Origin of the sequence: Nonomuraea africana, from assembly GCF_014873535.1 — a bacterium.
In the GTDB taxonomy this organism is placed as follows: Bacteria; Actinomycetota; Actinomycetes; order Streptosporangiales; family Streptosporangiaceae; genus Nonomuraea; species Nonomuraea africana.
The window spans coordinates 5,705,304-5,730,323 of the sequence record NZ_JADBEF010000001.1 but is presented as its reverse complement, the minus strand read 5'-3'; the positions used below and the strand labels follow the sequence as shown (position 1 = coordinate 5,730,323).

Below are 25,020 nucleotides of genomic sequence, written 5' to 3'. Positions count from 1 at the left end.
TGCGCACTGGTCGGCCGGGCCGGTCAGGGCGTGGTCGTGGTGATCTGCTCACCGGCGAAGTCGAGCAGTTTGGCCGCGGTGGTGAATCGGCGGGCGTCCTGGTCGCCGAGGAGGATTCCGACGACGCGCCGGCCGTTTCGCTCCGCCGCGAACGCCAGGCAGAAGCCCGCCCTGGTGGTGAACCCGGTCTTCACCCCGAGCACGCCGTCCGCCTTGCCGAGCAGCCTGTTGGTGTTGGCCCAGGTGTGCGCCCGGTGGACCGCGCTCTTCGCGACCCGGTGCGCCCGCTTGGACACCACGGCGCCGAACGTCCTGTCCTTGAGCGCGGCTCCCACGAGTTTGGCCTGGTCGACGGCGGTCGAGTAACCGCCGTTCCCGGGGGTGGGCAGGCCGTCGGCGTTGGTGTAGACGGTGTCGCGCAGGCCGAGCGAGCGCGCGGCGGCGTTCATCTTGGCGACGAAGGCGCTCTTGCCGGGGCCGTAGGTGCGGGCCAGCGCGTTGGCCGCGTCGGCGCCGGAGGGCAGCATCAGCCCGTAGAGCAGGTCCCTGGTCGTGAGCTTCTCACCGGCGCGCAGGGCCGCGCTGGCGGCGCCGTTGTCGGCGGCGTGCCGTACGTCGGCCTTGGTGATGGTGACGACGTCGCCGAGACGGCCCTCGCGCAGGACGACGTAGGCGGTCATGACCTTGACCAGGCTCGCCACCGGGACCCTGCGGGTCTCCCGCTTGCCGAAGTGGATCGTTCCCTCCGAGTCGACGACGTACGCCGCGCGCGCGCCGACCTCGGGCGTCCGCACTCTCTCGGCCTGGACGGCGGGCGAGAACCCCACGGTCAGGGCGAGCGCCGCGATGCCGGTGAGAAGTCGAATACCCCCAGTACGCATGTCAGCCATCGTGGCAGGCGATCAACCGGGGATATGCGGAACTTGACCCTATGGCGGGGAAAACGTCCTCTTGCACCGGGTAAATGATCACTGCAACCGCCATATCGGGGGAGAACGCCATGGCAGCCACATTCATCATCACCAAGGACAGGCGCGGGGAGTTCCGCTTCAAGCTGGTCGCGGGCAACGGTCAGACCATCGCGATCAGCGAGGGCTACACGACCAAGGCCGCCTGCGTGAACGGAATCGACTCGGTGCGCAGGAACGCGCCGGAGGCGGGGGTGGAGGACGACACGCTCACAGCAGTCTGAGCCGCCGGGCCCTCGTCAGGCGGCGAGGGCCTTCTCGCCCTTCCTGCGCCTGCGCCAGACGACGAAGGCCGTGACGGCGGTGATGAGGATCACGGCGGTGACGGCCGCGGCGAGCGGCGAGTGCGCGGCCAGCTCCAACCAGCCCCAGATCACCGAGTAGAGCGCGAACGAGGTCACCGGCACCCAGGTCAGGCAGCCGAGCGCGCTGGCGACGACGTACCAGGGGTAGGAGATCCGCAGCGCTCCGGCCACCCACGGCAGGGTGTGGCGCAGGACGGGCACCCAGAAGCAGGCGTAGACGGCCAGCGCGCCCCACTTCTCCACGACCCGCTCGACCGCGCGGATGCGTTCACGCGGGAGCTTCCTGCCGAACCTCGACTCGTAGAGGGTGTCGCCGAGTTTGTGACCGATCCAGTAGTAGGCCTGAAAGGCGCCGAACAGAGCGACCGCCCCGACGGCCACGATCAGCCAGTACGGCAGGCCGAACAGCGACGCGCGCGTCGGGTCGGGGATGGCGATCGCAATGTGCTGCATAACCAGACATCACCACCCGAAAGGAACATTAGGCCAGCCTAACCTTATTTCATCGGCCCCTGCGGCGCCACCCGACACTCACGCTACCGCCGGAGCGCAAACGGCGGCGTGTGCGAGACGGCGTTCCGGGTAGTGGGGCGAAGGTCCCGGCGATATCGCCGGGACTGCAAGTTTGCATCAAGTGGACCTCAACCCCTTCCTCCTACAAATGGGGTGAAAAGAAGAGGGGTAGTGATCATGGGGACGAGAAGCACAGCGGTCCTGGGAACAGGGTCGGCCACAGCCGCCAAGCTGCTGGTGGGGGCCCTCGCCTTCACCGCCGCCTACGTGGGCGCCTCGGCCTACGGCACCGCCAACTCCGCCCCTTCGTCAGCCGCGGGGGAGCAGGCCGCGGGGCACCCGCGCGAGCAGACCGTGACGCTGTCGGTGGCCGCCCTCCCCGTCACCGAGGAGACCGAGCCCGAGGCCGGCACGATCGCCGTGACCACGCTGCCCGGCAAGGGCGGCTGCGACCAGGTGTTCACCGCCCGCACCGTGGTGCTCAACCCCGACGCCGGCCGGACCCTGCTCTACAACTGGCGCCTGGCCAGGTGGAGCTCGGTCAGCAGGTCGTGGAAGACCTACCAGACCGAGTACTCCGGCTTCATGGGCGCGCGCAGGAACGTCAAGTGGGAGTTCAGCGTGCGCGACAACCCCGGTTGGTACCGCATCGAGCTGACCGTCGGCGGCGCCAAGAAGCCGATCAGGTCTGATCGGCTCCTGGTGAGTTGCTGACCGCGCGCTGCGCCGCCTCGACCCAGCGGGGCACGCCCACCCTCCTGGCCACCTCGAGGGCCTTGTGGTAGTGGTCACGGGCGGCCTCGGGCTGGTCGAGCCTGGTCGCCAGATCGCCGAGGGTCAGCGCCACCGGCCACAGCGCGACCACGCCGGTGCCGGCGCCCGCGATGCGGTCGGAGAAGGGCTTGAGCTTGTCGTAGCAGTCGACCATCCGCTCGCGGTCGTCGAGCAGCATGCCCGCCAGCGCCCGCCACGTCATCGCCAGCTCGTAGAGGAAGTCGGGCCGCACCGGCGGCCTGGTGGCGGCCACCGCCTTGGCGTCCTTGACGTGCCCCGCGGAGGCCAGCGCCAGGGCGTAGGCGTCGAGGGTCCACTTCGCGCCGCGCTGGTGCGCCTCGGCCAGCACGTCCACCATCTGCGCCGCCCTGCCGTCGACCAGGTGCAGGCAGAACGTCGTGATCATCGGCAGGTCCTGGCGACCCTCGAGCATGCCAACCCTGGCGGTCCTCCTGGCCGCCTCGCGGTAGGTGCGCTCGGCTCCCGCGTAGTCGCCCGCGATCATCAGCCGCTGCCCCTCGTACCAGGCGCAGACCGCCAATGGGGCCGACAGGTCGTACTGCTTGGCGAGCCGCTGGGCCTCTCTGGCGTGCTCGTCGGAGACGGCGAACTCGCCGCGCGCCGCCGCGCACTCCAGCAGCACCAGGTGCGCCAGCGCCTGGACCGCCACCTGGCCCGAGCGCTGGGCCACCTCGAGCAGCTCGCGCCCGATGCTCTCTCGGGTGTCGACGGCGGGGATGTCGTAGGACTGGCGCAGCCTGCCGCTCAGCGCCACCGCCAGCAGCGCCGGGTCGCCGCTCTGCCTGGCCAGCTCGAGCGCCTCCAGCGACGCCTGCCGTCCGCGCTCGGGCGAGGAGGAACCCTCGAGTTCGAGCGCCAGCGTGGTCAGCAGGCTCGCGCGCAGCGTCTGCTCGCCCTCGGGTAGCTCGATCAGCGCCCGCTCGGTCACGTCGACGATCTCCCACGCGGTGTGGGTGAAGTCACGGGCTATGCCCTTGTGCGGGACGGCCAGCGCCGCCGCCACCCTCGCGGTCAGCACCGGGTCCTTCAGCGGGAGCGCCAGGTCCATCGCCTCGCGCCGCTTCAACCTGGCCGCCTTCATATCGCCGCACAGCGCCAGCGCCTTGATCTGGGCCAGCATCAGCTTGAGCCGCTCGGCGCTGTCGCCGCCGGTGCGGTCGAAGGCGGCGAGGGCCTGCTCCCACAGCGTCGCCGCCTCGCGGTGCGCGAACCGCCGCTCGGCCTGCTCCGCCGCGAGCCCCGCGTAGTGCACGGCCTTCTCCGCGGCGTCGGCGACGAAGAAGTGGTGCGCGAGCGCCGCCACCTCGGCCGGCCGCCGCTGCTCGATGACCGCCGCCACCGCCGCGTGCAGCCGCGTACGGCGCAGCCTGGAGGCGTCGGAGTAGATCGTGTCGCGCACGAGGTCGTGGTCGAAGCGGAGCATCCCCGGCCCCGGCTCGGTCACGAGCCCGGCCAGCAGCGCCGCCTCGACGGCGTCGACCACCTCGTCTTCACTGCCCGCCACCTCGACCAGCACGTCGACGTCGACGTCACGGCCGATGACCGCGGCCTGCAGCAGGATCTGCTGGGCCCGCTCGGGCAGCCGGGAGATGCGCCGGCGCAGCACGTCGCGCACTCCCGAGGGGACCTGCGAGGCCACCTCGGCGGCCGTGGCGCGGTCGCCGCCGACCGCCTCGGCGTCGAGCAGCCGCACGGTCTCGCGGACGAAGAACGGGTTGCCCCTGGTGCGCTCCACGATCGACTCGACCGCGTCCTCGTCCACCTCGCGCACGCAGGTGGCCCGGACCAGCTCGGCGACCGCCTTCGGGTCGAGACCGGACAGGCTCACCCGCACGGGGCCGAGCCTCGCCAGCGCGGCCAGCACGTCGGACTGCCGGTCGTCGAGCTCGCTGTCGCGGCAGGTCACCACCAGCAGCACCCTGCTGGTGGCCAGCAGGCTGGGCAGCGCCCTCAGCAGGGCGAGTGTCTGGTCGTCGGCCCAGTGGAGGTCTTCGAGCGTGAGCAGCACGGGGGAGCGGCGGGCCACCCCCGCGATGTATCCGCCGACCGCGCGGTGCAGGCGGAAGCCGCCCGACACCTCGTCGTCGTCGGGATCGGGATCGGCGTCCTCGAGCAGCGGGGCGAGCAGCTGGCTGTACTCGCCGGCTCCCGTGACGCCGACCAGCGTGCGCAGGATCTCCACCCAGGCCCAGCCGGGCGGGGTCGCGCTGGAGTCGGGGCAGGCGCCCGAGGCGGCGATCCAGCCGTCGCCCGTCAGTTTGCCCTCCAGCTGGCGCAGCAGCGTGGTCTTGCCTGCGCCCGCGTCGCCGGTGACGATCGCCACCTCGAACCGCGCGGTCCTGGCCGCGGCCGCGGTCAGCCTGGCCAGCTCCGCGTCGCGGCCGATGAAGGGCTCGGGCTCGAGCGGCGGCGGCTCCACCGGCGTGGTCGCCCTCGGCGGCCAGGTGTCGGCGACCGGCTGCGGCGCCCTGGCCTGGCGCGGCAGGGGGGCGAGGTCCAGCTCCGACGACTGGGCCAGGATGTCGGACTCCAGCTTGCGCAGGGCCGGACCGGGATCGATGCCCAGCTCGTCGGACAGGATGCCCCTGGCCCTGCGCAGCGCGGCGAGGGCGTCGCCCTGCCGTCCGCACCGGTAGAGGCCGAGGGCGAGCAGCCGCCAGCCCTCCTCGCGCAGCGGATGCTCGGCGGTCAGCGCCTCGAGGTCGGGCACCGTCTCGGCGTGCATCCCCAGGAGCAGCCCGGTGTCGGCGTAGCGCTCGCGCGCCACGAGGCGCAGCTCGGTGAGCCGGTTGACCTCGGCCTCCGCCCACGGCTGGTCGGCGAAGTCGGAGTACGGCGTGCCGCGCCACAGGCCGAGCGCCTTGGCCAGCCGCGCGCGCGCCGACTGCGGGTCGTCGCTCTCGAGATGCTCGCCCGCCGCCCTGACCAGCTGTTCGAAGCGGAGCGCGTCGACCTGCTCGGGGGCCACGCGCAGGGCGTAGCCCGAGGCAACGGTCACCAGCAGCCTGTTGGGGCCGCCGCGCGGCCTGCCGGGCTCGAGGACCCTGCGCAGGCGGGAGATGTAGACCTGCAGACCGGACTGCGCGCCCTTGGCCGCGTCGTCCTCCCACAGGTCGTAGAGCAGGCTGTCAACGGGAACCACCTGCCCTCTGGCCACGAGAAGCCGGGCGAGGACGGCCCGTTGCCGCAACCCGCCAAGGTCGAGTTCGTCGTCGCTGTCGCTTTCGTACGCCTCGACCGGCCCCAGTACCCGGAACGCCACCATGTCAGCCGCCACGCTATGCGCGCTTCCGAAGCACGCACAAGGTCTTTGTTGGGTTCGCGATGGTCACGGCTGCGTTTCCAAGCTCTCACGTCGCGTTCTGCGGTTCCTGCGCAGCAGCGCCCATGCGCCGAGCGCCAATCCCCCGAAGGGGATCTCTACAGTGTAGGTCCAGAAGCCGAACAGCAGGGCCGTTGCCGTCGCCGCCGCCGTGTCGACCCCGAACGCCGACGTCAGCAGCAGCACGACGCCGCCCTCCATCAGTCCTGCCCCGCTTGGGGTCACTACTACCGCGGTGAGCACCCTCGACAGCGCGAAGACGGCGATCGACTGGGCGAGCCCCGGATAGGCGCCGGTGGCCTGCATGCAGCAGAACATGATCAGCCACTGCAGCCCGAGGAACCCGACCATGCCGGCCGACAGGCCCGCCCACCTGGCCCTGACGATCTCGGCGGTGTCCCTGCGGAGCCTCTCCAGCGCGCCGGAGACGGAGAACTTCAGGCGGACCAGCCTGGCCAGGGCGTCGAGGCCGCGCCCGAGCAGCGCCGCGGCCCGGTCCCAGTAGAGGGCGGCCGCGAGGACGGCGACCAGCACGAGGATCGACAGCGCACCCGCCCAGCCCGCGCCGGCCACCGTGGGGTCGGGCACCTGGCCGGCCATCAGCAGCGCGATGATGCCGACGGCGGGCAGGACGAACCTGAACAGCGTGTTCCACACCCCGCTGACCAGCGTCATCACCACGATGGGGCGGTTGGCGAAACCCCAGCTCCTGGTCATCGCGAACGTCAGCGCCACGCCCGCCGCGCCGCCGAACGGCAGGAGGTTGCTGACCGCGCTGCCGGCGGCGTTGAGCGTGAGCGCCTGCAGGTTGTTCAGGCCGGGCAGCGCGTTGGTCAGCACGAAGGTGTAGGCGAGCAGGCTGCCCAGCCACACCGCGGACATCAGCGCGACCATCCCCGGGCTCATCGCGGCGAACTCCGCGCCGATCTCCGTCCACGAGACCTTCTTGCCGGTGAGCGCCTGGACGATCTGCGGCAGGTAGACGACCAGCGTCACCGCCAGCCCGAGCGAGACGGCCGACAGTGTGATCTGGAGCCATTTGTTCTTCATCGCCACCAGCCTGCCCCGGCCGGCGCGTGTTCGGCGTCGTTCTGAGGGAGGAGAACGCGCGTCATCACGGCGCCTCGTCGAAGGGGTGTCTGAGGCGGGTGCCGGGGGGCAGGTCGCGGCGGACGTACCACTCGGTGCCGAAGACCAGGCGGTAGAGCGGGCGGGGGATCTTCAGCAGGACGGCCAGTGTCCTGTCGCCGTCGCCCCCGCTGGCCTGCGAGACGTGGGCGGACATGCTGGCTCGCTTCTGCCTGGCGTATTTCCTGACGTTCACCCGGTGCGTGATCTGGTCGCCCGCGGTGTAGGCGCTCTCGAACGTCCTGAGGTCGAACTCGGGAGGGAACCGGTAGAACCTGCCCGCCGTCCGCAACGCCCTGATCAGAGGGTCCCTGTTGACCGTCGCCTCCAGCACGATCGGCGTGCCGGCGATCTGCGCGGCCCGCCTGCCCACCCTGTGCACCTGCACGTGGTCGGGATGGCCGTAGCCGCCCGCCGGGTCGTAGATCGACAGCAGGTCGGCCCCCTCCTCGTCCAGCACCGCGGCCAGCGCCTTGGCCGCCTCCTCGGAGTCGGCGTCGATGAAGGCGTTGTCGGGCCGTTCCTCCGCCAGCCCGCCGGACGGGCTCAGCCCCGAGTCGCCGTAGCCGAGGCACACCACCCGGGCGCAGCCGAGCGCCGCCGCGGACTCGTACAGCTCTCTCATCCTGGCCTCGCCGAGCGCCTCGCCCTTCTCCATCTCGGCCAGGCCGCGCTCGCCCGCGGTGGCCACGACCAGCACCACCCGGTGGCCCTCGGCCGCGAGCATGGCCATCGTGCCCGCCGTCAGCAGGGCCTCGTCGTCTGGGTGGGCGTGGAAGAACACAGCGGTACGTGGCACAGGCTCAGATTACTAACGGCGCGCGGCCGCCTTGGACCGCGATCACGCGCACGGGCCGTGAGTAGTCTGGGACGGGTGCGGATCCTTCACGTCAGCGACTGTTACCTTCCGCGGCTCGGAGGCATCGAGGTGCAGGTCGCGGACCTCGTCAGCATGCAGCGCGAGGCCGGCCACACCGTCGAGGTGGCGACGGCGACCAGGGGCGACGAGCTGCCCCTCGTCCACAGGATCGTCGCCAGGATGCCTTTCGACCTGCCCGTCCACCCCCGCGGTGTGGGACGGCTCACCAGGCTCATGACCTCGGGCCGGCCCGACGTCGTGCACGTGCATGCCGGGGCCGTCTCGCCGTTCGCGTGGATGGGGGTGCGCGCGGCCGTACGGGCGGGGCTGCCCGTGGTCGTGACCGTGCACAGCATGTGGGATCCGTTCACCAGGGCGCTCTACACCGCGCTGCGCCTGGGCTTCGAGTGGCACACGTGGGGGCTGGTCGCCACCGCCGTCAGCAGCGCCGCGGCCGTTCCCATCCGCGCCGTGGCGGGGCGGGGCACGCCTGTGCACGTGGTCTCCAACGGCCTCGACATCTCGGCCTGGCGGCCGTCTCCCGGCGAGTCCGCCATGTCAGGGGCGGCGTACGGCGACGAGGTGCACCTCGTCGCCGTCGGCCGCCTGGCCCCCCGCAAGCAGCCCGTCCGCCTGCTCCGCCTGCTCCACGCAGTGCGCGCGCGGGTGCCCTCCGCGGTGCCCCTGCGCGCCACGATCATCGGGGACGGCCCCGCCCGGGGCTCCATGGAACGCTTCCTTGCCGCCAACGGCATGACCTCGTGGGTCTCCCTGCCCGGCCGCCGTACCCGCGAGGAGATCGCCAAGGTTCTCTCGTCCGGCGACGTCTTCATCGCCCCCGCGCCGAGGGAGTCCTTCGGCATCGCCGCGCTGGAGGCCCGCGCCGCCGGACTGCCGGTCGTCGCCCGCAGCCAGAGCGGCGTCGCCGACTTCGTCAGGCACGGCAAGGAGGGCCTGCTCGGACGCTCCTTCGACGACCTGGTCGCGGCCGTCGTCCGGCTGTCGACCGACACCTCGCTGCGGGAGTCCATCACCGAGCACAACCGCTCCACCCCGCCGGCCGCGGGCTCGTGGCCGCTGATCCTCGAAGGCTTCGACCGTTGCTACGCCGAGGCCCGTGAGCTGGCCGCGCGCCGGTGGACGGCCGCGCGCTGAGCGGCTGGCGGGCGCCTCACCGGGGATTGGCCGAGCCGGAGTCCGGCTTGTGCAGGACGACGTAGCCGTTGCGTTGGAAGACCTGGACGTAGCCGGACGACAGCAGCAGCGCGACGCGTTCGGCCTGGCCGGCGGCGGAGCCGAAGGGGTACTCCCACCTGGCCACGTCGGCCACGACCCAGGGCGCGTGGCGGGGCGTGCCGTCCAGCAGCAGGACCGTGGCGCGGGAGGTCAGCGCGGGGCCGAGGGAGTTGGTGACCTCGACGACCGTCCCCGAGGGCACCTGGGCGACGGCGGCGGCCGCCGCGGAGGTGCGCGCGGGGTCAGCGCGGTAGAAGCCGGGGTGCGTGAGCTGGTCGAGGGCGAAGCGGGGGAGCAGGGTGAGGGCGACGGCGCACACGGCGACCGCCCACGCCGTCTTCAGCGTGGCGGACTCCGGCCGTTTGACCCAGCGCAGGAGGCGGGCCAGGCCGTCCACGCCGGCGCAGAAGAGGATCACGACGGTGAAGGCGCTGTACTGGAAGTCGGCCTGCCACCACGAGGAGCGGTCGGACAGCATGCGCTCCAGCACGTGCGGCAGCGCGACGAGCGAGACGGGGGAGAGCAGGCACAGCATCAGCGTGGGCCAGACCAGCAGGAAGAGCGTGTCGACCTTGGCCTCCTCGCTGAACGGCAGGGCCAGCGTGCCGAGGGGGTCGCCGAGCATGTGGAGCAGCGCGGCGGGCACGTCGGGGCCGAGGTGCCCGTAGGCCCAGAAGTCTCCCGTGTCGCCGCCCGCCAGCTGGATGAGGACTCCGCGGACCAGGATCGTCCAGGTCACGCCGATGGCGACGCACAGCAGGCCGCGCAGCCTGTCGCCGAGGAAGGCCAGACAGAGCCCCGCCCCGACCGCCATCAGGCCCATGTCCTCCTTGACGAGCAGGAGGGCGAACAGGGCGAGGATCGCGGGCAGCGGGCGGCCCGCCTGATACCGCTCGATCATGACGGCGGTGAGCAGCGGGACGAACATCACCTCGTGCACGTCGAACGCGGCCGCCTGGGCGATCGGCCACGAGAGCGCGTACGCGACGGCCACGAGATAGGCGGACGCGGTGCCGAGGACGCGGTGGGTGAACAGCCACAGGAACGGGATGGCGGCCGCGAAGAGGACGGCCTGGGCGACGATCAGCGTCGCGGGGCCGTCATGGATCCAGTAGAGCGGCGCGAGCAGCGCGTAGATCGGCGAGAAGTGGTCGGCCAGCTGCGGGTAGTCCATGCCGCGGCCGTGGAAGACGCCGACGGAGGGAATGTACGGCGGGCCGAACCGGGCATAGCCGCGAACCGCCTGATCCACGATGACCAGGTCGAACGTGGTGGCGCGGAAGGTGACCAGCTTGACCAGGCCGAGCAGGGCGTAGGCGAACGCGGCGGCCAGGGACAGCAGGTAGATCGAGAGACGGGTCGTCGGGCGCACGAGCGACAAGAGTAGACATCGGGGATACCCGGCCGCCGCGCCGCGCTGCCCCCCGCAGGCGGTGCGGCGGCCGGGAAGTCTGCTAGGAGCAGGCGCTCTGGATCTTGGTCGAGAAGCTCTGCACCTTCGCCATGGCGTCCGTGCTCGTGGGGTCGGACTTGAGCGTGTCGAACAGCCCCGCCGCCTCGTTGAGCGCCTCGGCGAGCTCACCGTCGTACTTGCCGGCGAGCGTCTTGAGCTTGTCGGAGGTCTCCTGGGCGGACTTCTCCATGGCCTTCTGCATCTCGTCGGGGTTGGTGCCGAGGTTCGTCATGCTCTTGGAGTAGTCGCTCATGATCTTGGTGGCCTCGGTGTTGGCCTCGACGCAGTTGGCGGCGTTGCCGACCGCGCCGCACGCGGTGAGGCCGGCGAGGGTCAGCGCGGCCGCGGAGATCGTGATGGCCCGCTTGAGGAAACGCATTCTGGTGCCCTTCGTTGGATGCCTAGCAGAAGGGACATTATGGATGCCTCCTTGATGTTCACTTACATCCCACTTACATCACTGGCCACAATCACGGGTAGGAGCCAGGCCATGACTGTGGGTCACGGGCATCAGCCCGCGTTGAAGCGGGTCATCGGCCGCAAGGTGCTCCTGCTCTTCGTCCTTGGGGACATCCTCGGCGCCGGCATCTACGCGCTGGTCGGGAAGGTGGCCGGCAACGTGGGCGGGGCCCTCTGGGTGCCGTTCCTCGTCGCGTTCGTGCTCGCCGCCCTCACCGCCACCGCCTACGCGGAGCTGGTCGGCAAGTACCCGCAGGCGGCGGGCGCGGCCCTGTACGCCAACAAGGCCTTCCACATCCCGTTCGTGACCTTCATCGTGGCCTTCGCGGTCATGATGAGCGGCATCACCTCCGCCAGTGCCGCCGCCAGGGCGTTCGGCGGCAGATACCTGGCCGAGTTCGTCACGGTGCCGGTGATCGTGGGCGCGTTCGCCTTCCTCGGCCTGGTCACGCTGGTGAACTTCGCCGGCATCTCCGAGTCGGTGAAGGTCAACGTGACCCTGACGATCATCGAGGCCTTCGGTCTCCTGGTGATCGTCGCGATCGGCGTCTACGCGCTGTTCACCGGCGAGGGCGAGCCGGGGCGGGCGCTGGAGTTCCATCAGGCCCACGGCGCCTTCCTCGGCGTGCTCGGCGGCACCGCGCTGGCCTTCTACGCGCTGCTCGGCTTCGAGGACTCGGTCAACCTGGCCGAGGAGGCGAGGGAGCCGCAGAAGGACTTCCCGCCCGCCCTGTTCGGCGGGCTGGTGGCGGCGGCGCTGATCTACATGGCGGTCGCCTTCACCGCCACCATGCTGGTCGACACCAGAACGCTGGTCGCCTCGACGGGCCCGCTCCTCGAAGTGGTCAAGGTGGCCGGGTTCGCCTTCCCGCCCAAGCTGTTCGCCCTGATCGCGCTGCTCGCCGTCGGCAACACCGCCCTGATCAACATGCTGATGGCCTCCAGGCTGGTGTACGGCATGGCGCGCCAGCGCATCATCCCCTCGGTGTTCGGCGCGGTCCATCCCACCAGGGCCACGCCGTGGGTGGCGATCGTTTTCACGGTGGCCATCGCCGCGGTGCTGGTGTCGACGGGTGACGTGGGACCGCTGGCCGACACGACCGTGCTCCTGCTGCTGCTGGTCTTCGCGCTGGTCAACGTCTGCGTTCTGCTGCTGCGCAAAGACCCCGTCCGGCACGAGCACTTCGTCGCGCCGACCTGGATGCCGGCGCTGGGCGCGGTGGTCTGCCTGTTCCTGGCGCTGCCGATCACCGGCAGGACGGGAGACGTCTACCTGAGGGCGGCGGTGCTGGTGGGCATCGGTGTCGTGCTGTGGTTCATCAACCGGATCATCGTCGGGAAGATCGACGAGATCGACGTCACCAAGATCAACCCACCGGAGTGAACCCTTCGTGCCCAGGCGGTCGAGCGGCTACCTCATGGCCTGGGGGTAGCGGACCTCCAGCCCGCCGTACTTGATCTGGCCGGTGATCCGCACGTGCAGCAGGCCAGGACGAGGGCGCGCGGGGACGCTCACCTCGGGGGCGCCGCCCCACCCCGCCTGGTAGCCGTCCACGTCGGCGGTCGCGCCGTCGGGCAGGACGACGCCGGCGGAGCCGTACTTCAGGTCGAAGTCGATGTGCACGACGGGATGGAGCACGCCGGCCGCCGACAGGTCGAGGGTGGCGTTGCCGTACTTGGAGACGACCTTGAGTCGCTGGGGCACCGGCCAGTCGCCCGAGCGGGTCACGTCGCCCGTCTTCGACTCCAGCACCACCGCCTCGGCGTGCGGCGCGGAGAAGACGGCCGGGACGAACGCGCCGGCGGCCGGTAGGTCGGACAGCGGCGCGGTGAGATCGCCGTAGGTCTTTGCGCCGAAGGCGAGCCCGAGGCGCTCGTCCAGTTCCTCGGCGTCGAGCCGGCCCTCGGCGAAGGCCTTCTGCAGTTGTCGCGCGGCCCGTTCACGGTCGGCGTCGGACACGCGCATGTGGGGGTCGGTCATCGGGGAGTCAGAAAGGGAGGGGCCTGCCTGAGGGAGTGCGCAGGTCGAGGGGGAGGGGGCGGCGGGGGAGCCGCGGGCGGGGGACCAGCTGGAGCTTCTTCACCTAGCGGAATCCTTCCAGTGGGGCGTACCTATGTAATACCCGATGATCAGGTCTAACTCACCAGGTGGAGGTAACCTGAGTTTTATGGCGTTCGTGCATCCGGCGCTCTTCTACGAGAACGACGCGGAGTATCTGTCGGGCACCGTTCCCTTCATCCGTGGCGGACTCGAGGCAGGGGAGCCGGTGGCCGTGTCCGTCCCCGCGCCCAATCTCGACCTGATCAGGCGTGAGCTGGGCGACCATGCGGCGCGGGTGCGATTGCTCGACATGACCGTCGTCGGCCGCAACCCCGGCCGGATCATCCCCGGCGTGCTGCGCGACTTCGCCGACCGCTTCCCCGACCAGCACGTGCGCATCATCGGCGAGCCCATCTGGGAGGGGCGCAGCGAGACCGAGTACCCGGCCTGCGCCCAGCACGAGGCGCTGATCAACCTGGCCTTCACCGGACGGCGGGTCACGATCCTGTGTCCCTACGACGTCAAACGTCTCGAACCCTTCGTGCTCGACGACGCGGCGCTCACCCACCCGATCATCCAGGACTCCTCGGGGGAGCGCCGCAGCCCTGTCTACGCCCCCTCGCTGATCATCGACGGCTACAACCAGCCGCTGGCGGAGCCGAGGACCGCGGTCTCGCTCCTGTTCGACCACCGCAACCTCGCCGAGGTGCGCCACCTGGCCAACGAGTGGGCGCTGGCCGCGGGCCTGACCGGCACCCGCCTCGACGACGTCCAGCTGACCGTCTCCGAACTGGGCGCCAACAGCCTCGACCACGGCGGGGGTGCCGGCACGCTGCGGCTCTGGCACGAGGAAGGGCGCCTGGTCTGCGAGGTCAGCGACACGGGGCACATCACCGACCCGCTGGTGGGCCGCTCCCCCGTCGATCCCCGTACGGCGGGCTCGCGCGGGCTGCTGATCGTCAACCTGCTCAGCGACCTGGTGCGGATCCATACCAGCGAAGGCTCGACCGTGGTGCGCGCCTACTTCGACCCGCCCCGGTGACCTGGTATCACCTCCGCATGACGCAGTTGCGCACGATGCGGGCCCGAGCGACCGATGAGCCGCATCGCGTCGCGACGCCGCTGGAGCTGTTCTTCGACCTGTTCTTCGTCGTCGCCGTCTCCTTCGCGGGCACCCAACTCGCTCACGCGCTGTCGGCGGGGCACCTGGGCGAGGCGCTGACCGGCTACCTGACCGCGTTCTTCGCCATCTGGTGGGCGTGGATGAACTTCACCTGGTTCGCCTCCGCCTACGACACCGACGACTGGGTCTACCGCACCATCACGCTGGTGCAGATGTCGGGCGTCCTCGTGCTGGCGTCGGGGATCCCCAGGGCGTTCGAGCACCACGACTACCGGATCTTCTGGCTCGGGTATCTGATCATGCGGTTGGCCATGGCCTCCCAGTGGCTGCGCGCCGCCGCGAGCGACCCCGAGGGCAGGCGCGTGGCGCTGCGCTACGCGATCGGGATCTGCGCGGCGCAGGTCTACTGGCTGGTGCTGTTCGTGACGTCGGGCACCACGGTGATCGTCGCGTACGCCGTGGGCGCGGCGATCGAGCTGGCCGTGCCGGTGTGGGCGGAGTGGGGCACCCGTACCCACTGGCACCCGCACCACATCGCCGAGCGCTACGGCCTGTTCACGATCATCATGATGGGCGAGAACGTCCTGGCGGCCACCCTCTCGCTGCGCGACGCGGTCGCCGCTGAGGGGCCGACGCCCACCCTGGTCGCGTTGTCCATCGGCGCGCTGGTGATCGCCTTCGCGTTGTGGTGGATCTACTTTGCCCCCGACACCCCCGCGATCCTGCGCTCCAACAGGCATGCCATCCCCTGGGGCTACGGCCACTACCTGATCTTCGCGGCGGTGGGCGGCCTCAGCGCGGGCTTCGAGGTCGTGCTCGCCTTCGTGACCGGCGACAGCGTGCTGACCAGGTCACAGGCGGGGCTGGCCATCGCGATCCCGGTCGCGCTCTTCCTGCTGGTCGTCTGGGCGCTGCACATCCGCCCCCACCGCTACGGCCCGGCCGACACCGCCGCCTTCCTGATCGCCGCGGTCCTGGTGCTGCTGAGCGCGCTGGCGCCCTCGGCGATCCCGCTGATCGCGGTGATCGTGGCCGCGCTGGTGGTGGCCACGACGCTGATCAGGCGGGAAGCGTCGCCCGCACGATGAACCCGCCGCCGAAGCGGGGGTGGGCGTCGAGGCGCCCGTCGAACAGCGCCACCCGCTCGCGCATGCCGATCAGCCCGTGCCCGAGGCCGCGGGGCTCGGGCGTCGCGTGGCCCGGCGTGGGCCCCTCGTCGGCGATCTCCAGGAACAGCTCCTTGTGCCGGTGCGCGACCGTGACCACCACCCTGGTCGGGCCCGCGTGCTTGAGCGCGTTGGTCAGGGCCTCCTGGATGATCCGGTAGGCCGACAGCTCGAGGCCGGCCGACAGTTGTGCGGGCTCGCCCCGCACGTCGAGCTTCACGTCGAGACCGGCCACGCGCACCTGCTCGACCAGCTCCTCCAGGCGGCCGAGGCTGGGTTGCGGCGTCGTGTCCGCGCCCTCGGAGCCCGACCTCAGCAGGCCCAGTATCCTGCTCAACTCGTGGACGGCCGCGCGCCCCGTCGCCTCCACGACCATGAGCGCTTCACGCTCGCGCGCCTGCTCCTCGGTCAGCCGGCGGCGGACCGCTCCCGACTGCATGACCATGACGCTGACGCTGTGCGCCACGATGTCGTGCAGTTCGCGGGCGATCCTGTTGCGCTCGTCGTTGACCGCCTCCCTGGCCAGCAGCGCGCCGCGCTCCTGCGCCTGGGCGGCGACCACCCGGTACCGCTGGACGGCGAAGCCGGCGCCGCCCGCGACGGTGGCCATCACCAGGGCGATCGCGATGTCGCCGGGACCGACGGGGCCGGTGTCGGTGAAGAGGAGCAGGCCGATGAAGCCGAGCGCGAGCGCCAGGCCCGCAGGGGTCCGGCGGTCGCGCGGCGGCACCTCGGCCATCAGCGTGAACAGCAGCAGCAGCTCCACGTAGAACTGCCAGGCGCCGAGCGTCTCGCCGGACAGCGGGATCGCCGGGCCGCCGACGAGCGTGTAGACGGCCAGCGCGGTGAAAGGGACGCGCCGCCTGAACGCCACCAGCACCGCGCAGGCCAGCGCGAACCCGATCCACAGCGCGGGGTTGGCCCGGTCCGGCTCGCCGGTGCGGCCGCCGATCTCCTCGGCCAGTGAGAGCAGGGCCACGATCGCGGCGATCGCCCAGTCGAGCCTCATGGACCCCGACTGTAGAACGTCGTCGGCCGGCGGCGAATCACCCGCTAGATGGACATCACCGCTCCACCGACGACATGTCGGTATAGCGGGCGCCCTGTACCGAGTCGGCCACGGTCGCGAGCGCGGCCAGTTGGTCGGCGGAGAGCCTGATGGCAGCGGCGGCGGTGTTCTCCTCCAGGTACTTCAGCCGCTTGGTGCCGGGGATCGGGATGATGTCCTCGCCCTGGGCCAGCAGCCAGGCAAGCGAGAGCTGGGCGGGCGTGCAGCCGACCTCGGCGGCGATGCCGGAGACCCGCTCGACCAGCTTCGCGTTGTGCTCGCCGGCCTCGCCCGAGGTCCTCGGCAGGTGCTTGCGGTAGTCGTCGTCCGGCAGCTGGTCGGCCGGCGGCAGCGCGCCGCTGAGCAGGCCGCGGCTGATCGGGGAGTAGGCGACCAGCTTGACGCCGAGCTCGCGGGCGGCGGGCAGGATCTCCTCCTCGATGCCCCTGGTGAACAGGGAGTACTCACTCTGCAGCGCGTGGATCGGGTGCGTGGCGTGCGCCCTGCGCAGGGTGTCGGCCGTCACCTCCGACAGGCCGAGATGGCGCACCTTGCCCTGCTCGACCAGTTCGGCCATGGCGCCGACCGCCTCCTCGACCGGCACGTCGGGGTTGCGGCGGTGCATGTAGTAGAGGTCGATGTGGTCGACGCCGAGGCGCTGGAGCGAGGCGTCGCAGGCCTGGCGGATGTAGGCGGGGCTGTTGTCGACGCTGCGCCCGCCTCCGTCGCGCCTGATGCCGAACTTGGTGCCGAGGAACACCTCGTCACGGCGGCCCTTGATGGCGCGGCCGACCAGCTGCTCGTTGTGCCCCATGCCGTACATGTCGGCGGTATCAAGAAAATTCACGTCAAGGTCGAGTGCGCGATGGATGACGGCGATCGACTCGTTCTCGTCGGCCGTGCCGTAGAACTCGGACATGCCCATGCAGCCGAGCCCGATCCTGGAGGTCATGACATCTCCTCGTAAAGGTTGATCTTGTAGTCCAGGACCTCGAGGTCCTGGGGGAGCTTGGCGCTCCTGGCGGCCACCGTCATGCCCCCAGCCTCGCCCCTGGAGTGCGCTCGAAGTCAAATCCTTACCCCTGGCTGCCCGAACCCTGAGGGGGCCTGCCCTACCAGGGTCGGTCTTTCCCCAGGTCATCGGGGACAGGCCAGGGAGATTCCTACCAAGGTCGTAGGGGTAGGTTCAGGGGCTTCGTGGGGCCGATCTCCGATACTCCGAAAAGCCGCGTTCCGCGAGCTTGGAACCATGAAGGGTTTGCTCATCGGAGGATTCACGACGCTCGGCACCGGCACGGGCGCCATGCTCACGCTGCAGACGCAGGCGGGCCTCGACCCGCTGCACACGTTGATCAGTGAGTACGCCTTCCATCCGATCGGGTGGCTGCTTCCCGCTTCGCTCACCCTCTTCGCGGTGGGCGCGGCGTTCATCGCCGAAGGGCTGCGCCGATCCGGCGCGGGGCGCGGCGCGGCGTCGCTGGTGGTGGTCTGGGGGGTGTGCATGCTGCTGCTCGGCCTCTTCCCGACCGACCCTCCCGGGTTCGAGCTGTCGATGTCGGGTGCCATCCACCGCTACGCCGGATTCGTCGCCTTTCTCGTGATGCCCGTGGCAGGACTGCTGCTGGTCCGGGCGAAGGCGCACTACGCGCGGGCGATGAAGGCGCTCAGCGGCGTCGCGATCGCCGCGCTCGTGCTGGTCGTGCTCCCCTACCTGGTGCGGATGGCCGGTATCCCCGTCGACAACGCCGACATCCCCGCGGGCCTCACCCAGCGTCTGGTGGTGCTGTCGGAGGTCGGCCTGCTCCTGCTGCTCGGCCTTCACCTCGTACGGCTCCCGCAGGCGAGCGGCCACCGCACGCCCCGGCTGGTGACCGTCCAGCACGCCGCTCCCGCGGCGCCGGTGGCCGCGGGGACGTCGCGCTCACTGGCCGCGTAGGTGGTCTCACCGCTCCCACGGAGGTGTCTCGCCCAGCTTGGCGTAGTACTTGGCGAGGTGGGCCTTGACCCGGTCCGCCTCGCCCTTCGGTATCTTCACCCCGCCTCTGGCGCCCTGCAGCACGGCGCCCGCGGCCATGATCGCCCTGGGCACGGCCTTGAGCGTGCCGCCGATCACGTCGGCGATGGGCAGCTTGTAGGCGCCGAACTCGTCGGCCTCGTCGCCGTCGTACCAGAGGTGGGCCTTGCGGTACTCGGCGTTGGGCCGGTCCTCCGCCTTCGCCCACGCGCGGACGCGCCGGTCTGCCTCGGCCGCGTCCCACTCCCTGTCGCGGTCGGCGAGAGGCAGGTCCTGGAACTGTGTCACGGTCATGCCTGGTGCCCTACCCGCCGGCCCACCACGAAACGGCCAAGGGCGTGAAACGCGCCGGCCCGGATAGAGGTACCGGCAAGGCCGACTTGAGGGAGACCGAAATGACGATTCTGGTGGCGTACGACGGTTCGGACGATGCGAAGGCGGCGATCGCGTACGCCGGTCACCTGCTCAAGGGACAGCGGGCGGTGGTGCTGAGCGTGTGGGAGCGGCTGGCGCTGGCCTCGATCAGGGGCTCGGCGGGGATGATCGCGCCGGTCGACACCACCGCTGAGGACGAGGCGATACAGGCGGCGACGAAGGAGCTGGCCGAGCAGGGGGCGCGCCTGGCGCGGCAGCACGGGCTGGACGCCACGGCCCGGTCGGAGCCCGACTCCATGGCCGTCTGGTCGACGATCGTGGATGTGGCGAAGGAGATCGACGCCTCGCTGATCGTGACGGGCACCAGAGGGCAGGGCGGGGTCAGATCGCTGCTGCTGGGCAGCACCTCGGACAGGGTGCTGCACCATGCGGGCCGTCCGGTGCTGATCGTGCCGTCCAGGGATGACGCAGAAGCCGGACAATAGGGGTTTCTTCCCTCGCATCTGCGAGGGTAAGGTGCGGATGTGTTTCGCATCGGCGACGCCGCCTCCTTGCTCGGCGTGAGTCCTGACACCGTTCGGCGGTGGATCGACGGCGGCAGGCTGGCCGCCACCCGCGACGAGCACGGCCACCGGGTCGTGTCCGGAGCGGACCTGGCGGCCTTCGCCCGCGCGCAGGTCGGCGAGGAGAGCGGCTGGGGGCACTCCTCCGCGCGCAACAGGTTCAGGGGCATCGTCACCGACGTGGTCAAGGACTCCGTGATGGCCCAGGTCGAGATCGCGGCGGGGCCGTTCCGAGTGGTCTCGCTGATGAGCAGGCAGGCGGCCGACGAGCTCGGCCTGGCGCCCGGCGTGGTCGCCGTGGCCGTCATCAAGTCCACGAACGTCGTCGTCGAGCTCGCCCCCTAGGAGTCGCCATGCGCGGGTTGGTCGCGATCGCGGTGCTGCTCACCGTACTCACGGGGTGCGGGTCGGGCGGCGCGGAGAAGAAGGAGCTGACGGTCTTCGCCGCGGCCTCGCTGACGGAGACGTTCACCGCGCTGGGTGCGCGCTTCGAGGCGGCGCGTCCGGGGGTGAAGGTGACCTTCAACTTCGGCTCCAGCGCCACGCTCGCCCAGCAGATCGGCAAGGGGGCGCCCGCCGACGTCTTCGCGGCGGCGAGCCCCGCGACGATGAAGCAGGTCAGCGACAAGGCGCGGGTCTTCGCCAGGAACCGGCTGGAGATCGCGGTGCCCAAGGGCAATCCCGCCCGTGTGGCCGGCCTCGCCGACCTGGCCAGGCCCGAGGTGACGGTGGCGCTGTGCGCGCCGCAGGTGCCGTGCGGGGCGGCGGCGGCGAAGGTCCTCCAAGGGCTCAAGGTCACCCCCGTCACCCTCGAACAGGACGTCAAGGCCACGCTCACCAAGGTCACGCTGGGCGAGGTCGACGCCGCGCTCGTCTACCGCACCGACGTGCGGGCGGCGGCGGGGAAGGTCGAGGGGGTGGAGTTCGCGGAGTCGGCGAGGGCCGTCAACGACTACCCGATCGTGGCGCTCACCGGCGGGCTCGCCGACGACTTCGTGTCGCTGGTGCTGTCGGAGCAGGGGCGCGGGGTGCTCACCGCGGCCGGGTTCGAGGGGGCCGCGGGGTGAGGTCCGCGCGGCCGCCATGGGTGCTGGTGGTGCCGGCGCTGCTGGGGCTGGCGTTCCTGGTGCTCCCGCTGGCGGGGCTGCTGGCCGAGGCGCCGTGGTCCACGCTGCCCGCCAGGCTGGCGCGGCCCCAGGTGCTCGAGGCGCTGCGGCTGTCCCTGGTCACCGCGACCCTCGCCACCGCCCTGTGCCTGGTGCTGGGCGTGCCGCTGGCCTGGCTGCTGGCCAGGGCCGAGTTCAGGGGCAGGGCCGTCGTGCGGGCGCTGGTCACGGTGCCGCTGGTGCTGCCCCCGGTCGTGGGCGGGGTGGCGCTGCTGCTGGTGTTCGGGCGCAGGGGCCTGGTCGGGCAGTGGCTCGACCAGTGGTTCGGGGTGTCGCTGCCGTTCACCTCGGCGGGCGTGGTGCTGGCGGAGGCGTTCGTCGCCATGCCGTTCCTGGTGATCAGCGTGGAGGGGGCGCTGCGGGCGGCCGACCTGCGCTACGAGGAGGCGGCGCGCACGCTGGGGGCCTCGCGCCTGACCGTCTTCCGCAGGGTGACGCTGCCGCTGATCGCGCCCGGCGTGGTCGCGGGGGCGGTGCTGTGCTGGGCCAGGGCCCTCGGCGAGTTCGGGGCGACCATCACGTTCGCCGGCAACTTCCCCGGCCGCACGCAGACGATGCCGCTGGCGGTCTACCTGGCGCTGGAGACCGACCCTGAGGCGGCGATCGTGCTCAGCCTGGTGCTGCTCGCGGTGTCGGTGGCCGTGCTGGCCAGCCTGCGCGAACGGTGGATCTCATGAGGACGCACCTGGTCGTCGAGCGTCCTGGCTTCACGCTCGACCTGCCGCTGGAGGTGGCCGACGGCGAGGTCGTGGCGCTGCTCGGGCCGAACGGCGCGGGCAAGACCACCGCCCTGCGCGCCCTCGCGGGCCTCGAACCCGGCTTCGAGCCTCCCGGCACGGGCCCCGTCGGCGTGGTGTTCCAGGACTACCTGCTGTTCCCGCACCTGTCGGCGCTGGAGAACGTCGCGTTCGGGCCGCGCTGCCAAGGAGTGCCCAAGGCGGAGGCCCGCCGTACGGCCGCCGCGTGGCTGGCGCGCATGGGGCTGGCGGAGTTCGCCAGGCGCAGGCCGAAGGAGCTGTCCGGCGGGCAGGCGCAGCGGGTGGCGCTGGCCAGGGCGCTGGCCGTACGGCCTGGCCTGCTGTTGATGGACGAGCCGCTCGCGGCGCTCGACGCGCACACCAGGCTGGAGGTGCGGGCGGGGCTGCGCAAGGTGCTGGCCGCCTTCGACGGGGCGTGCGTGCTGGTCACGCACGACGCGCTGGACGCGATGGTGCTGGCCGACCGGCTCGTGGTGATCGAGAACGGCCGGATGGTGCAGGAGGGCGCTCCCGCCGAGGTCGCCAGGCGCCCGCGCACCTCCTACGTCGCGCGGCTGGTCGGGCTCAACCTCTACCGGGGCCGGGCCGACGGACACGTCGTCTCTCTCAACGGGTCGCTGTCGCTGCACGTCGCCGAGTCGCTCACGGGCGAGGTGTTCGTCGCCTTCCCGCCCTCGGCGGTCGCGCTCTACCGGACCCGCCCCGACGGCACTCCGCGCAACCTGTGGGAGGGCGGGATCGACGGGATCGAGCAGCACGGCGACAGCGTCAGGGTGCACCTCGAAGGTCCGCTGGCGGTCTCGGCGGACATCACGGCCGCGGCGCTGGCCGAGCTCGGCCTCGCCCATGGGCAGCGCGTCTGGGCCTCGGTCAAGGCGACGGAGACGCACGCGTACCCGGCCTGAGTTCCGTCACCTCCGTACGGCACAGTGGTCATCTGCGGGTTCGGCGCCCGCCTAAGGGAGGGGTGCGATGGCGTCCGGGTTGGCGCGGCGGCTGGGCACGGGAGACGCGGTCGTCGTGGGGCTGAGTGCGATGATCGGCGCCGGCGTGTTCGCCGCCTTCGCGCCCGCCGCCTCCGCGGCGGGGCGGTGGTTGCCGGCCGCCCTCGCGCTGGCCGCGGTCGTCGCCTACTGCAACGCCACCTCCTCCGCCCGGCTGGCCGCCCGCTACCCCGAGTCGGGCGGCACCTACGTGTACGGCAGGCGGCGGCTCGGCCCGTTCTGGGGATACCTGGCGGGGTGGGGCTTCGTGGTCGGCAAGACGGCCTCCTGCGCGGCGATGGCCCTCACGTTCGGCGCCTACGTCGACCCCGGCCTCGCCAGGCCGCTCGCGGTGGGCGCGGTGGTGGCGCTGACCGTCCTCAACCTCTTCGGCGTGCAGCGGTCGACGACGGCGGCCAGGGTGATCGTGGGGCTGGTCCTCGCGGTGCTGGCGGCGGTGGTGGCCGCCGGGCTGCTCGGCGATCGCGCGCCAGGGTTCGCCACGCCGCCCGCTCTCCACCCGGTCACCCCATGGGACGTCCTGCAGGGGGCGGGCCTGCTGTTCTTCGCCTTCGCGGGCTATGCGCGCATCGCCACACTCGGCGAGGAGGTGCGCGATCCGCGGCGGACGATCCCGCTGGCCATCCCCATCGCGCTCGGTGTCACGCTCGTCGTCTACTTCCTGGTCGCCCTGGCCACGCTGCGGGTGCTGGGCCCCGCGCGCCTCGGCGTGTCGCAGGCGCCGCTGGTCGACACCGTGACCTGGGCGGGGGCGGCATGGCTCGCCCCTGTCGTGCAGGCGGGTGCGGCCGTGGCGGCGCTCGGCGCGCTGCTCGCGCTCATCCTCGGGGTGTCGAGGACGACGTTCGCGATGGCGAGGGAGCGCGATCTGCCCGGCTTCCTCGACGCGGTGCATCCGTCGAGGAAGGTGCCGCACCGGGCGGAGCTGGCCGTCGGCGTGGCGGTCGTCGCGCTGGTGCTGGTGGCCGATCTGCGGGAGGCGATCGGGTTCTCGTCGTTCGGCGTGCTGGCCTACTACGCGGTCGCCAACGCCTCCGCGCTCACGCTGACCGCCGACGAGGGCGCGCCGCCGAAGGCGGTACCCGTGCTGGGCGTGCTGCTCTGCGTCGTGCTCGCGGTCACGCTGCCCGCGCCCTCCGTGGTGGCGGGCCTGGTGGTGTTCACGGTCGGGGCGCTGGTGTGGGTGCTGAGGGGGCGCTCCCGGAGGGCGCGGGCGAGGTGACGGCGCGCCCCGGAGGCGGGTGCTCCGGGGCGCGGGGGAGTGGGGTCACAGGGCGTGCTCGTGCGCAGAGGAATCCAACGAAACCTCCCCGAAACCGGCACCCCCGGATACCTGTCAACCGTCAATCACGCCAGTTGAAGGTTCGGTTCCCATCGCGGTGATCACGAACCGAACGATAGTGTGTTCGATTGTGAAACTGGTGGTGCAGGTGAAGCTCCTGCCAACGCCTGAGCAGGCGGCGGCGCTGGAGGCGACCCTGCGCGGCTGCAACCAGGCCGCCGATCTCGTCGCGCGGACCGCGTTCACCACCGGGGTCACCCGCGAGTATGACCTGCGCAAGCACACCTATACGGTGTTGAAGGCGCGTGGTCTGGGCGCTCAGGCCGCCCAGCACGTGATCAAGAAGGTCGCCGACGCCTGCACCACGCTCAAGGCCAACCTGCGGGCCGGCAATCTCGGGCCGCCAGGATCGCGACGGCGGACCCGCGCCGAGAGCAAACCGATCACCTTCCGCCCGCACGCGGCCCAGCCGTACGACGATCGCTGCCTGTCCTGGCAACCCCACGCCCGCACGGTGTCGATCTGGACGATCGCCGGGCGGCTGCGCGGTATCGCGTTCACCTGCTCAGAGCGGCAGCTGGCGATGCTGGCCACGCACCGCAAAGGCGAGTCGGACTTGGTGTTGCGGGACGGCATGTGGTTCCTGATCGCCACCTGTGAGATCCCGGACAGGCCGGTAGTGATCCCGAACGGGTTCCTGGGTGTGGATCTGGGCATCGCCAATATCGCTACCACCAGCGACGGGAACCGCTACTCGGGAAAGGGGCTGAATGCGGTCCGCCGCCGACAGCGGGAGCTGCGCCGCCGGTTGCAGGCCAAGCGCACCAAATCCGCCAAACGCCTGCTGAAGAAACGCCGCCGGGCCGAGGCCCGGTTCGCCGCCAACACCAACCATGTGATCGCCAAACGCATCGTGACCGAGGCAGAACGCACCGGACGCGGGATCGCTCTGGAAGACCTCCAGGGCATCCGCGAGCGGGTACGGCTCCGCAAGCCCCAGCGGGTCACGCTGCACTCTTGGAGCTTCGCCCAACTGGGCGGCTTCATCGCCTACAAGGCCCGACGGGCCGGGATCGCTCTTATCCATGTCGATCCGGCCTACACCAGCCAGCAATGCTGGGCCTGCGGGCATACCGATCGGGCCAACCGGCCAGACCAGGCCGTCTTCTCCTGTACGTCGTGCGGTTTCGCTGAGCATGCCGACGTCAACGCAGCCCGTAACATCGCCGCGCGCGGTGTAGCGGGCTGGGCAGTGAGTCACGCTGCCTGACGCGGACCAGACCGTCGATGCCATCGACGGCGAGGAGCTGCAAGCTCAGTCGTTTACGGCCGAGAAGCTGACATCGTGGCTATGATGAGCGGCATGACGACGCGGCGAATGATGGCCCCCTAGGGGCTCGCTGACGTCTTCTCGCCGAGGCCCTGCTCATCCGGGGCCTCTT

The 25,020-nt window shown here is 71.2% G+C and carries 25 protein-coding genes; 14 read left to right on the top strand and 11 right to left on the bottom strand.

Annotated features, from left to right (window positions below; genetic code table 11):
* Nucleotides 1-23: 23 nt before the first annotated feature.
* The gene (locus tag H4W81_RS27160) at nt 24-881 is read right to left on the bottom strand and encodes a D-alanyl-D-alanine carboxypeptidase family protein (protein WP_225958813.1); all 858 of its coding nucleotides are present in this window, start codon (nt 879-881) and stop codon (nt 24-26) included.
* 119 nt (nt 882-1,000) lie between these two features.
* On the opposite strand from H4W81_RS27160, the gene H4W81_RS27155 reads away from it, so the two are divergent.
* Nucleotides 1,001-1,192, top strand: a complete 192-nt coding sequence (locus tag H4W81_RS27155) for a YegP family protein (RefSeq protein WP_192777409.1) — start codon at nt 1,001-1,003, stop codon at nt 1,190-1,192.
* A 15-nt stretch (nt 1,193-1,207) separates the two neighbouring features.
* On the opposite strand, the gene H4W81_RS27150 is transcribed toward H4W81_RS27155, so the two are convergent.
* On the bottom strand, nt 1,208-1,726 hold the full coding sequence (locus H4W81_RS27150) for a DedA family protein (protein ID WP_192777408.1): 519 nt from the start codon (nt 1,724-1,726) through the stop codon (nt 1,208-1,210).
* A gap of 237 nt (nt 1,727-1,963) precedes the next feature.
* Here H4W81_RS27150 and H4W81_RS27145 point away from each other — a divergent pair, with 237 nt between their 5' ends.
* Nucleotides 1,964-2,500, top strand: coding sequence for a hypothetical protein (locus H4W81_RS27145; RefSeq protein ID WP_192777407.1), 537 nt, complete (start codon nt 1,964-1,966; stop codon nt 2,498-2,500).
* Here the strand turns inward: H4W81_RS27145 and H4W81_RS27140 are convergent.
* The 3 genes from H4W81_RS27140 to H4W81_RS27130 form a co-directional block, all read right to left on the bottom strand.
* Nucleotides 2,469-5,846 (bottom strand): ATP-binding protein, encoded by a 3,378-nt coding sequence (locus H4W81_RS27140; RefSeq protein WP_192777406.1) that lies wholly within the window; start codon nt 5,844-5,846, stop codon nt 2,469-2,471. The two genes, H4W81_RS27145 and H4W81_RS27140, sit on opposite strands and share 32 nt — an antisense overlap.
* Before the next feature lie 63 nt (nt 5,847-5,909).
* Entirely contained in the window at nt 5,910-6,953 is a 1,044-nt protein-coding gene (locus H4W81_RS27135; protein WP_192777405.1) for a lysylphosphatidylglycerol synthase domain-containing protein, read from the bottom strand.
* Between the two features lie 64 nt (nt 6,954-7,017).
* A complete protein-coding gene (locus H4W81_RS27130) occupies nt 7,018-7,830 on the bottom strand; it encodes a PIG-L deacetylase family protein (protein WP_318781987.1) in 813 nt (270 codons plus the stop codon).
* Between the two features lie 75 nt (nt 7,831-7,905).
* Between H4W81_RS27130 and H4W81_RS27125 the strand changes: the two genes are divergently transcribed.
* Nucleotides 7,906-9,045: a glycosyltransferase family 4 protein gene (locus tag H4W81_RS27125; RefSeq protein ID WP_192777404.1), complete on the top strand. Its 1,140-nt coding sequence runs from the start codon at nt 7,906-7,908 to the stop codon at nt 9,043-9,045.
* Between the two features lie 16 nt (nt 9,046-9,061).
* Here the strand turns inward: H4W81_RS27125 and H4W81_RS27120 are convergent, their stop codons facing one another.
* The gene (locus H4W81_RS27120; protein ID WP_318781985.1) at nt 9,062-10,498 is read right to left on the bottom strand and encodes a DUF2079 domain-containing protein; all 1,437 of its coding nucleotides are present in this window, start codon (nt 10,496-10,498) and stop codon (nt 9,062-9,064) included.
* Between the two features lie 82 nt (nt 10,499-10,580).
* A complete protein-coding gene (locus H4W81_RS27115; protein WP_192777403.1) occupies nt 10,581-10,958 on the bottom strand; it encodes a hypothetical protein in 378 nt (125 codons plus the stop codon).
* Between the two features lie 111 nt (nt 10,959-11,069).
* Here H4W81_RS27115 and H4W81_RS27110 point away from each other — a divergent pair, with 111 nt between their 5' ends.
* Complete coding sequence (locus H4W81_RS27110; protein ID WP_192777402.1) at nt 11,070-12,422, top strand: APC family permease; 1,353 nt, start codon at nt 11,070-11,072, stop codon at nt 12,420-12,422.
* A 27-nt stretch (nt 12,423-12,449) separates the two neighbouring features.
* Here the strand turns inward: H4W81_RS27110 and H4W81_RS27105 are convergent, their stop codons facing one another.
* Nucleotides 12,450-13,019, bottom strand: a complete 570-nt coding sequence (locus H4W81_RS27105) for a DUF1707 SHOCT-like domain-containing protein (protein WP_225958812.1) — start codon at nt 13,017-13,019, stop codon at nt 12,450-12,452.
* Between the two features lie 187 nt (nt 13,020-13,206).
* Here H4W81_RS27105 and H4W81_RS27100 point away from each other — a divergent pair, with 187 nt between their 5' ends.
* Together H4W81_RS27100 and H4W81_RS27095 are read left to right on the top strand one after the other, a co-directional pair.
* Nucleotides 13,207-14,121 carry a sensor histidine kinase gene (locus tag H4W81_RS27100; protein ID WP_192777401.1) on the top strand — a complete coding sequence of 305 codons (915 nt, stop codon included), beginning with the start codon at nt 13,207-13,209 and terminating at the stop codon, nt 14,119-14,121.
* A gap of 17 nt (nt 14,122-14,138) precedes the next feature.
* Entirely contained in the window at nt 14,139-15,290 is a 1,152-nt protein-coding gene (locus tag H4W81_RS27095) for a low temperature requirement protein A (RefSeq protein ID WP_192777400.1), read from the top strand.
* Here H4W81_RS27095 and H4W81_RS27090 read toward each other — a convergent pair.
* Both H4W81_RS27090 and H4W81_RS27085 read right to left on the bottom strand, forming a co-directional pair.
* Nucleotides 15,262-16,377, bottom strand: a complete 1,116-nt coding sequence (locus H4W81_RS27090; protein ID WP_192777399.1) for a sensor histidine kinase — start codon at nt 16,375-16,377, stop codon at nt 15,262-15,264. The two genes, H4W81_RS27095 and H4W81_RS27090, sit on opposite strands and share 29 nt — an antisense overlap.
* 55 nt (nt 16,378-16,432) lie before the next feature.
* Nucleotides 16,433-17,368, bottom strand: coding sequence for an aldo/keto reductase (locus tag H4W81_RS27085; RefSeq protein ID WP_192777398.1), 936 nt, complete (start codon nt 17,366-17,368; stop codon nt 16,433-16,435).
* Between the two features lie 297 nt (nt 17,369-17,665).
* Between H4W81_RS27085 and H4W81_RS27080 the strand changes: the two genes are divergently transcribed.
* Nucleotides 17,666-18,352: a DUF998 domain-containing protein gene (locus tag H4W81_RS27080; RefSeq protein ID WP_192777397.1), complete on the top strand. Its 687-nt coding sequence runs from the start codon at nt 17,666-17,668 to the stop codon at nt 18,350-18,352.
* 6 nt (nt 18,353-18,358) lie between these two features.
* Here H4W81_RS27080 and H4W81_RS27075 read toward each other — a convergent pair whose 3' ends face one another.
* Nucleotides 18,359-18,724 (bottom strand): hypothetical protein, encoded by a 366-nt coding sequence (locus H4W81_RS27075; protein WP_192777396.1) that lies wholly within the window; start codon nt 18,722-18,724, stop codon nt 18,359-18,361.
* Between the two features lie 101 nt (nt 18,725-18,825).
* Here H4W81_RS27075 and H4W81_RS27070 point away from each other — a divergent pair, with 101 nt between their 5' ends.
* From H4W81_RS27070 to H4W81_RS27040, 7 genes are all read left to right on the top strand, one after another.
* Nucleotides 18,826-19,290: a universal stress protein gene (locus H4W81_RS27070; protein WP_192777395.1), complete on the top strand. Its 465-nt coding sequence runs from the start codon at nt 18,826-18,828 to the stop codon at nt 19,288-19,290.
* Nucleotides 19,291-19,329: 39 nt separating this feature from the next.
* Complete coding sequence (locus H4W81_RS27065) at nt 19,330-19,713, top strand: TOBE domain-containing protein (RefSeq protein WP_192777394.1); 384 nt, start codon at nt 19,330-19,332, stop codon at nt 19,711-19,713.
* An 8-nt stretch (nt 19,714-19,721) separates the two neighbouring features.
* Nucleotides 19,722-20,435: a molybdate ABC transporter substrate-binding protein gene (gene modA, locus H4W81_RS27060; RefSeq protein ID WP_192777393.1), complete on the top strand. Its 714-nt coding sequence runs from the start codon at nt 19,722-19,724 to the stop codon at nt 20,433-20,435.
* The gene (gene modB / locus H4W81_RS27055; RefSeq protein ID WP_192777392.1) at nt 20,432-21,211 is read left to right on the top strand and encodes a molybdate ABC transporter permease subunit; all 780 of its coding nucleotides are present in this window, start codon (nt 20,432-20,434) and stop codon (nt 21,209-21,211) included. The genes modA and modB overlap by 4 nt, the downstream gene beginning before the upstream one ends.
* A complete protein-coding gene (locus H4W81_RS27050; RefSeq protein ID WP_192777391.1) occupies nt 21,208-22,197 on the top strand; it encodes an ABC transporter ATP-binding protein in 990 nt (329 codons plus the stop codon). Before modB ends, H4W81_RS27050 begins: the two co-directional genes overlap by 4 nt.
* A gap of 67 nt (nt 22,198-22,264) precedes the next feature.
* Nucleotides 22,265-23,518: an APC family permease gene (locus H4W81_RS27045; protein WP_192777390.1), complete on the top strand. Its 1,254-nt coding sequence runs from the start codon at nt 22,265-22,267 to the stop codon at nt 23,516-23,518.
* A 190-nt stretch (nt 23,519-23,708) separates the two neighbouring features.
* Complete coding sequence (locus H4W81_RS27040; RefSeq protein ID WP_192777389.1) at nt 23,709-24,848, top strand: RNA-guided endonuclease InsQ/TnpB family protein; 1,140 nt, start codon at nt 23,709-23,711, stop codon at nt 24,846-24,848.
* The last annotated feature ends 172 nt before the right edge of the window (nt 24,849-25,020 follow it).

What these genes read in the sequence shown, in the direction of transcription:
- H4W81_RS27160 (WP_225958813.1), bottom strand. Translation starts at nt 881, where the DNA reads ATGCGTACTGGGGGTATTCGACTTCTCACCGGCATCGCGGCGCTCGCC.
- H4W81_RS27155 (WP_192777409.1), top strand. Translation starts at nt 1,001, where the DNA reads ATGGCAGCCACATTCATCATCACCAAGGACAGGCGCGGGGAGTTCCGC.
- H4W81_RS27150 (WP_192777408.1), bottom strand. Translation starts at nt 1,726, where the DNA reads ATGCAGCACATTGCGATCGCCATCCCCGACCCGACGCGCGCGTCGCTG.
- H4W81_RS27145 (WP_192777407.1), top strand. Translation starts at nt 1,964, where the DNA reads ATGGGGACGAGAAGCACAGCGGTCCTGGGAACAGGGTCGGCCACAGCC.
- H4W81_RS27140 (WP_192777406.1), bottom strand. Translation starts at nt 5,846, where the DNA reads ATGGTGGCGTTCCGGGTACTGGGGCCGGTCGAGGCGTACGAAAGCGAC.
- H4W81_RS27135 (WP_192777405.1), bottom strand. Translation starts at nt 6,953, where the DNA reads ATGAAGAACAAATGGCTCCAGATCACACTGTCGGCCGTCTCGCTCGGG.
- H4W81_RS27115 (WP_192777403.1), bottom strand. Translation starts at nt 10,958, where the DNA reads ATGCGTTTCCTCAAGCGGGCCATCACGATCTCCGCGGCCGCGCTGACC.
- H4W81_RS27110 (WP_192777402.1), top strand. Translation starts at nt 11,070, where the DNA reads ATGACTGTGGGTCACGGGCATCAGCCCGCGTTGAAGCGGGTCATCGGC.
- H4W81_RS27105 (WP_225958812.1), bottom strand. Translation starts at nt 13,019, where the DNA reads ATGACCGACCCCCACATGCGCGTGTCCGACGCCGACCGTGAACGGGCC.
- H4W81_RS27100 (WP_192777401.1), top strand. Translation starts at nt 13,207, where the DNA reads ATGGCGTTCGTGCATCCGGCGCTCTTCTACGAGAACGACGCGGAGTAT.
- H4W81_RS27095 (WP_192777400.1), top strand. Translation starts at nt 14,139, where the DNA reads ATGACGCAGTTGCGCACGATGCGGGCCCGAGCGACCGATGAGCCGCAT.
- H4W81_RS27090 (WP_192777399.1), bottom strand. Translation starts at nt 16,377, where the DNA reads ATGAGGCTCGACTGGGCGATCGCCGCGATCGTGGCCCTGCTCTCACTG.
- H4W81_RS27085 (WP_192777398.1), bottom strand. Translation starts at nt 17,368, where the DNA reads ATGACCTCCAGGATCGGGCTCGGCTGCATGGGCATGTCCGAGTTCTAC.
- H4W81_RS27080 (WP_192777397.1), top strand. Translation starts at nt 17,666, where the DNA reads ATGAAGGGTTTGCTCATCGGAGGATTCACGACGCTCGGCACCGGCACG.
- H4W81_RS27075 (WP_192777396.1), bottom strand. Translation starts at nt 18,724, where the DNA reads ATGACCGTGACACAGTTCCAGGACCTGCCTCTCGCCGACCGCGACAGG.
- H4W81_RS27070 (WP_192777395.1), top strand. Translation starts at nt 18,826, where the DNA reads ATGACGATTCTGGTGGCGTACGACGGTTCGGACGATGCGAAGGCGGCG.
- modA (WP_192777393.1), top strand. Translation starts at nt 19,722, where the DNA reads ATGCGCGGGTTGGTCGCGATCGCGGTGCTGCTCACCGTACTCACGGGG.
- H4W81_RS27050 (WP_192777391.1), top strand. Translation starts at nt 21,208, where the DNA reads ATGAGGACGCACCTGGTCGTCGAGCGTCCTGGCTTCACGCTCGACCTG.
- H4W81_RS27045 (WP_192777390.1), top strand. Translation starts at nt 22,265, where the DNA reads ATGGCGTCCGGGTTGGCGCGGCGGCTGGGCACGGGAGACGCGGTCGTC.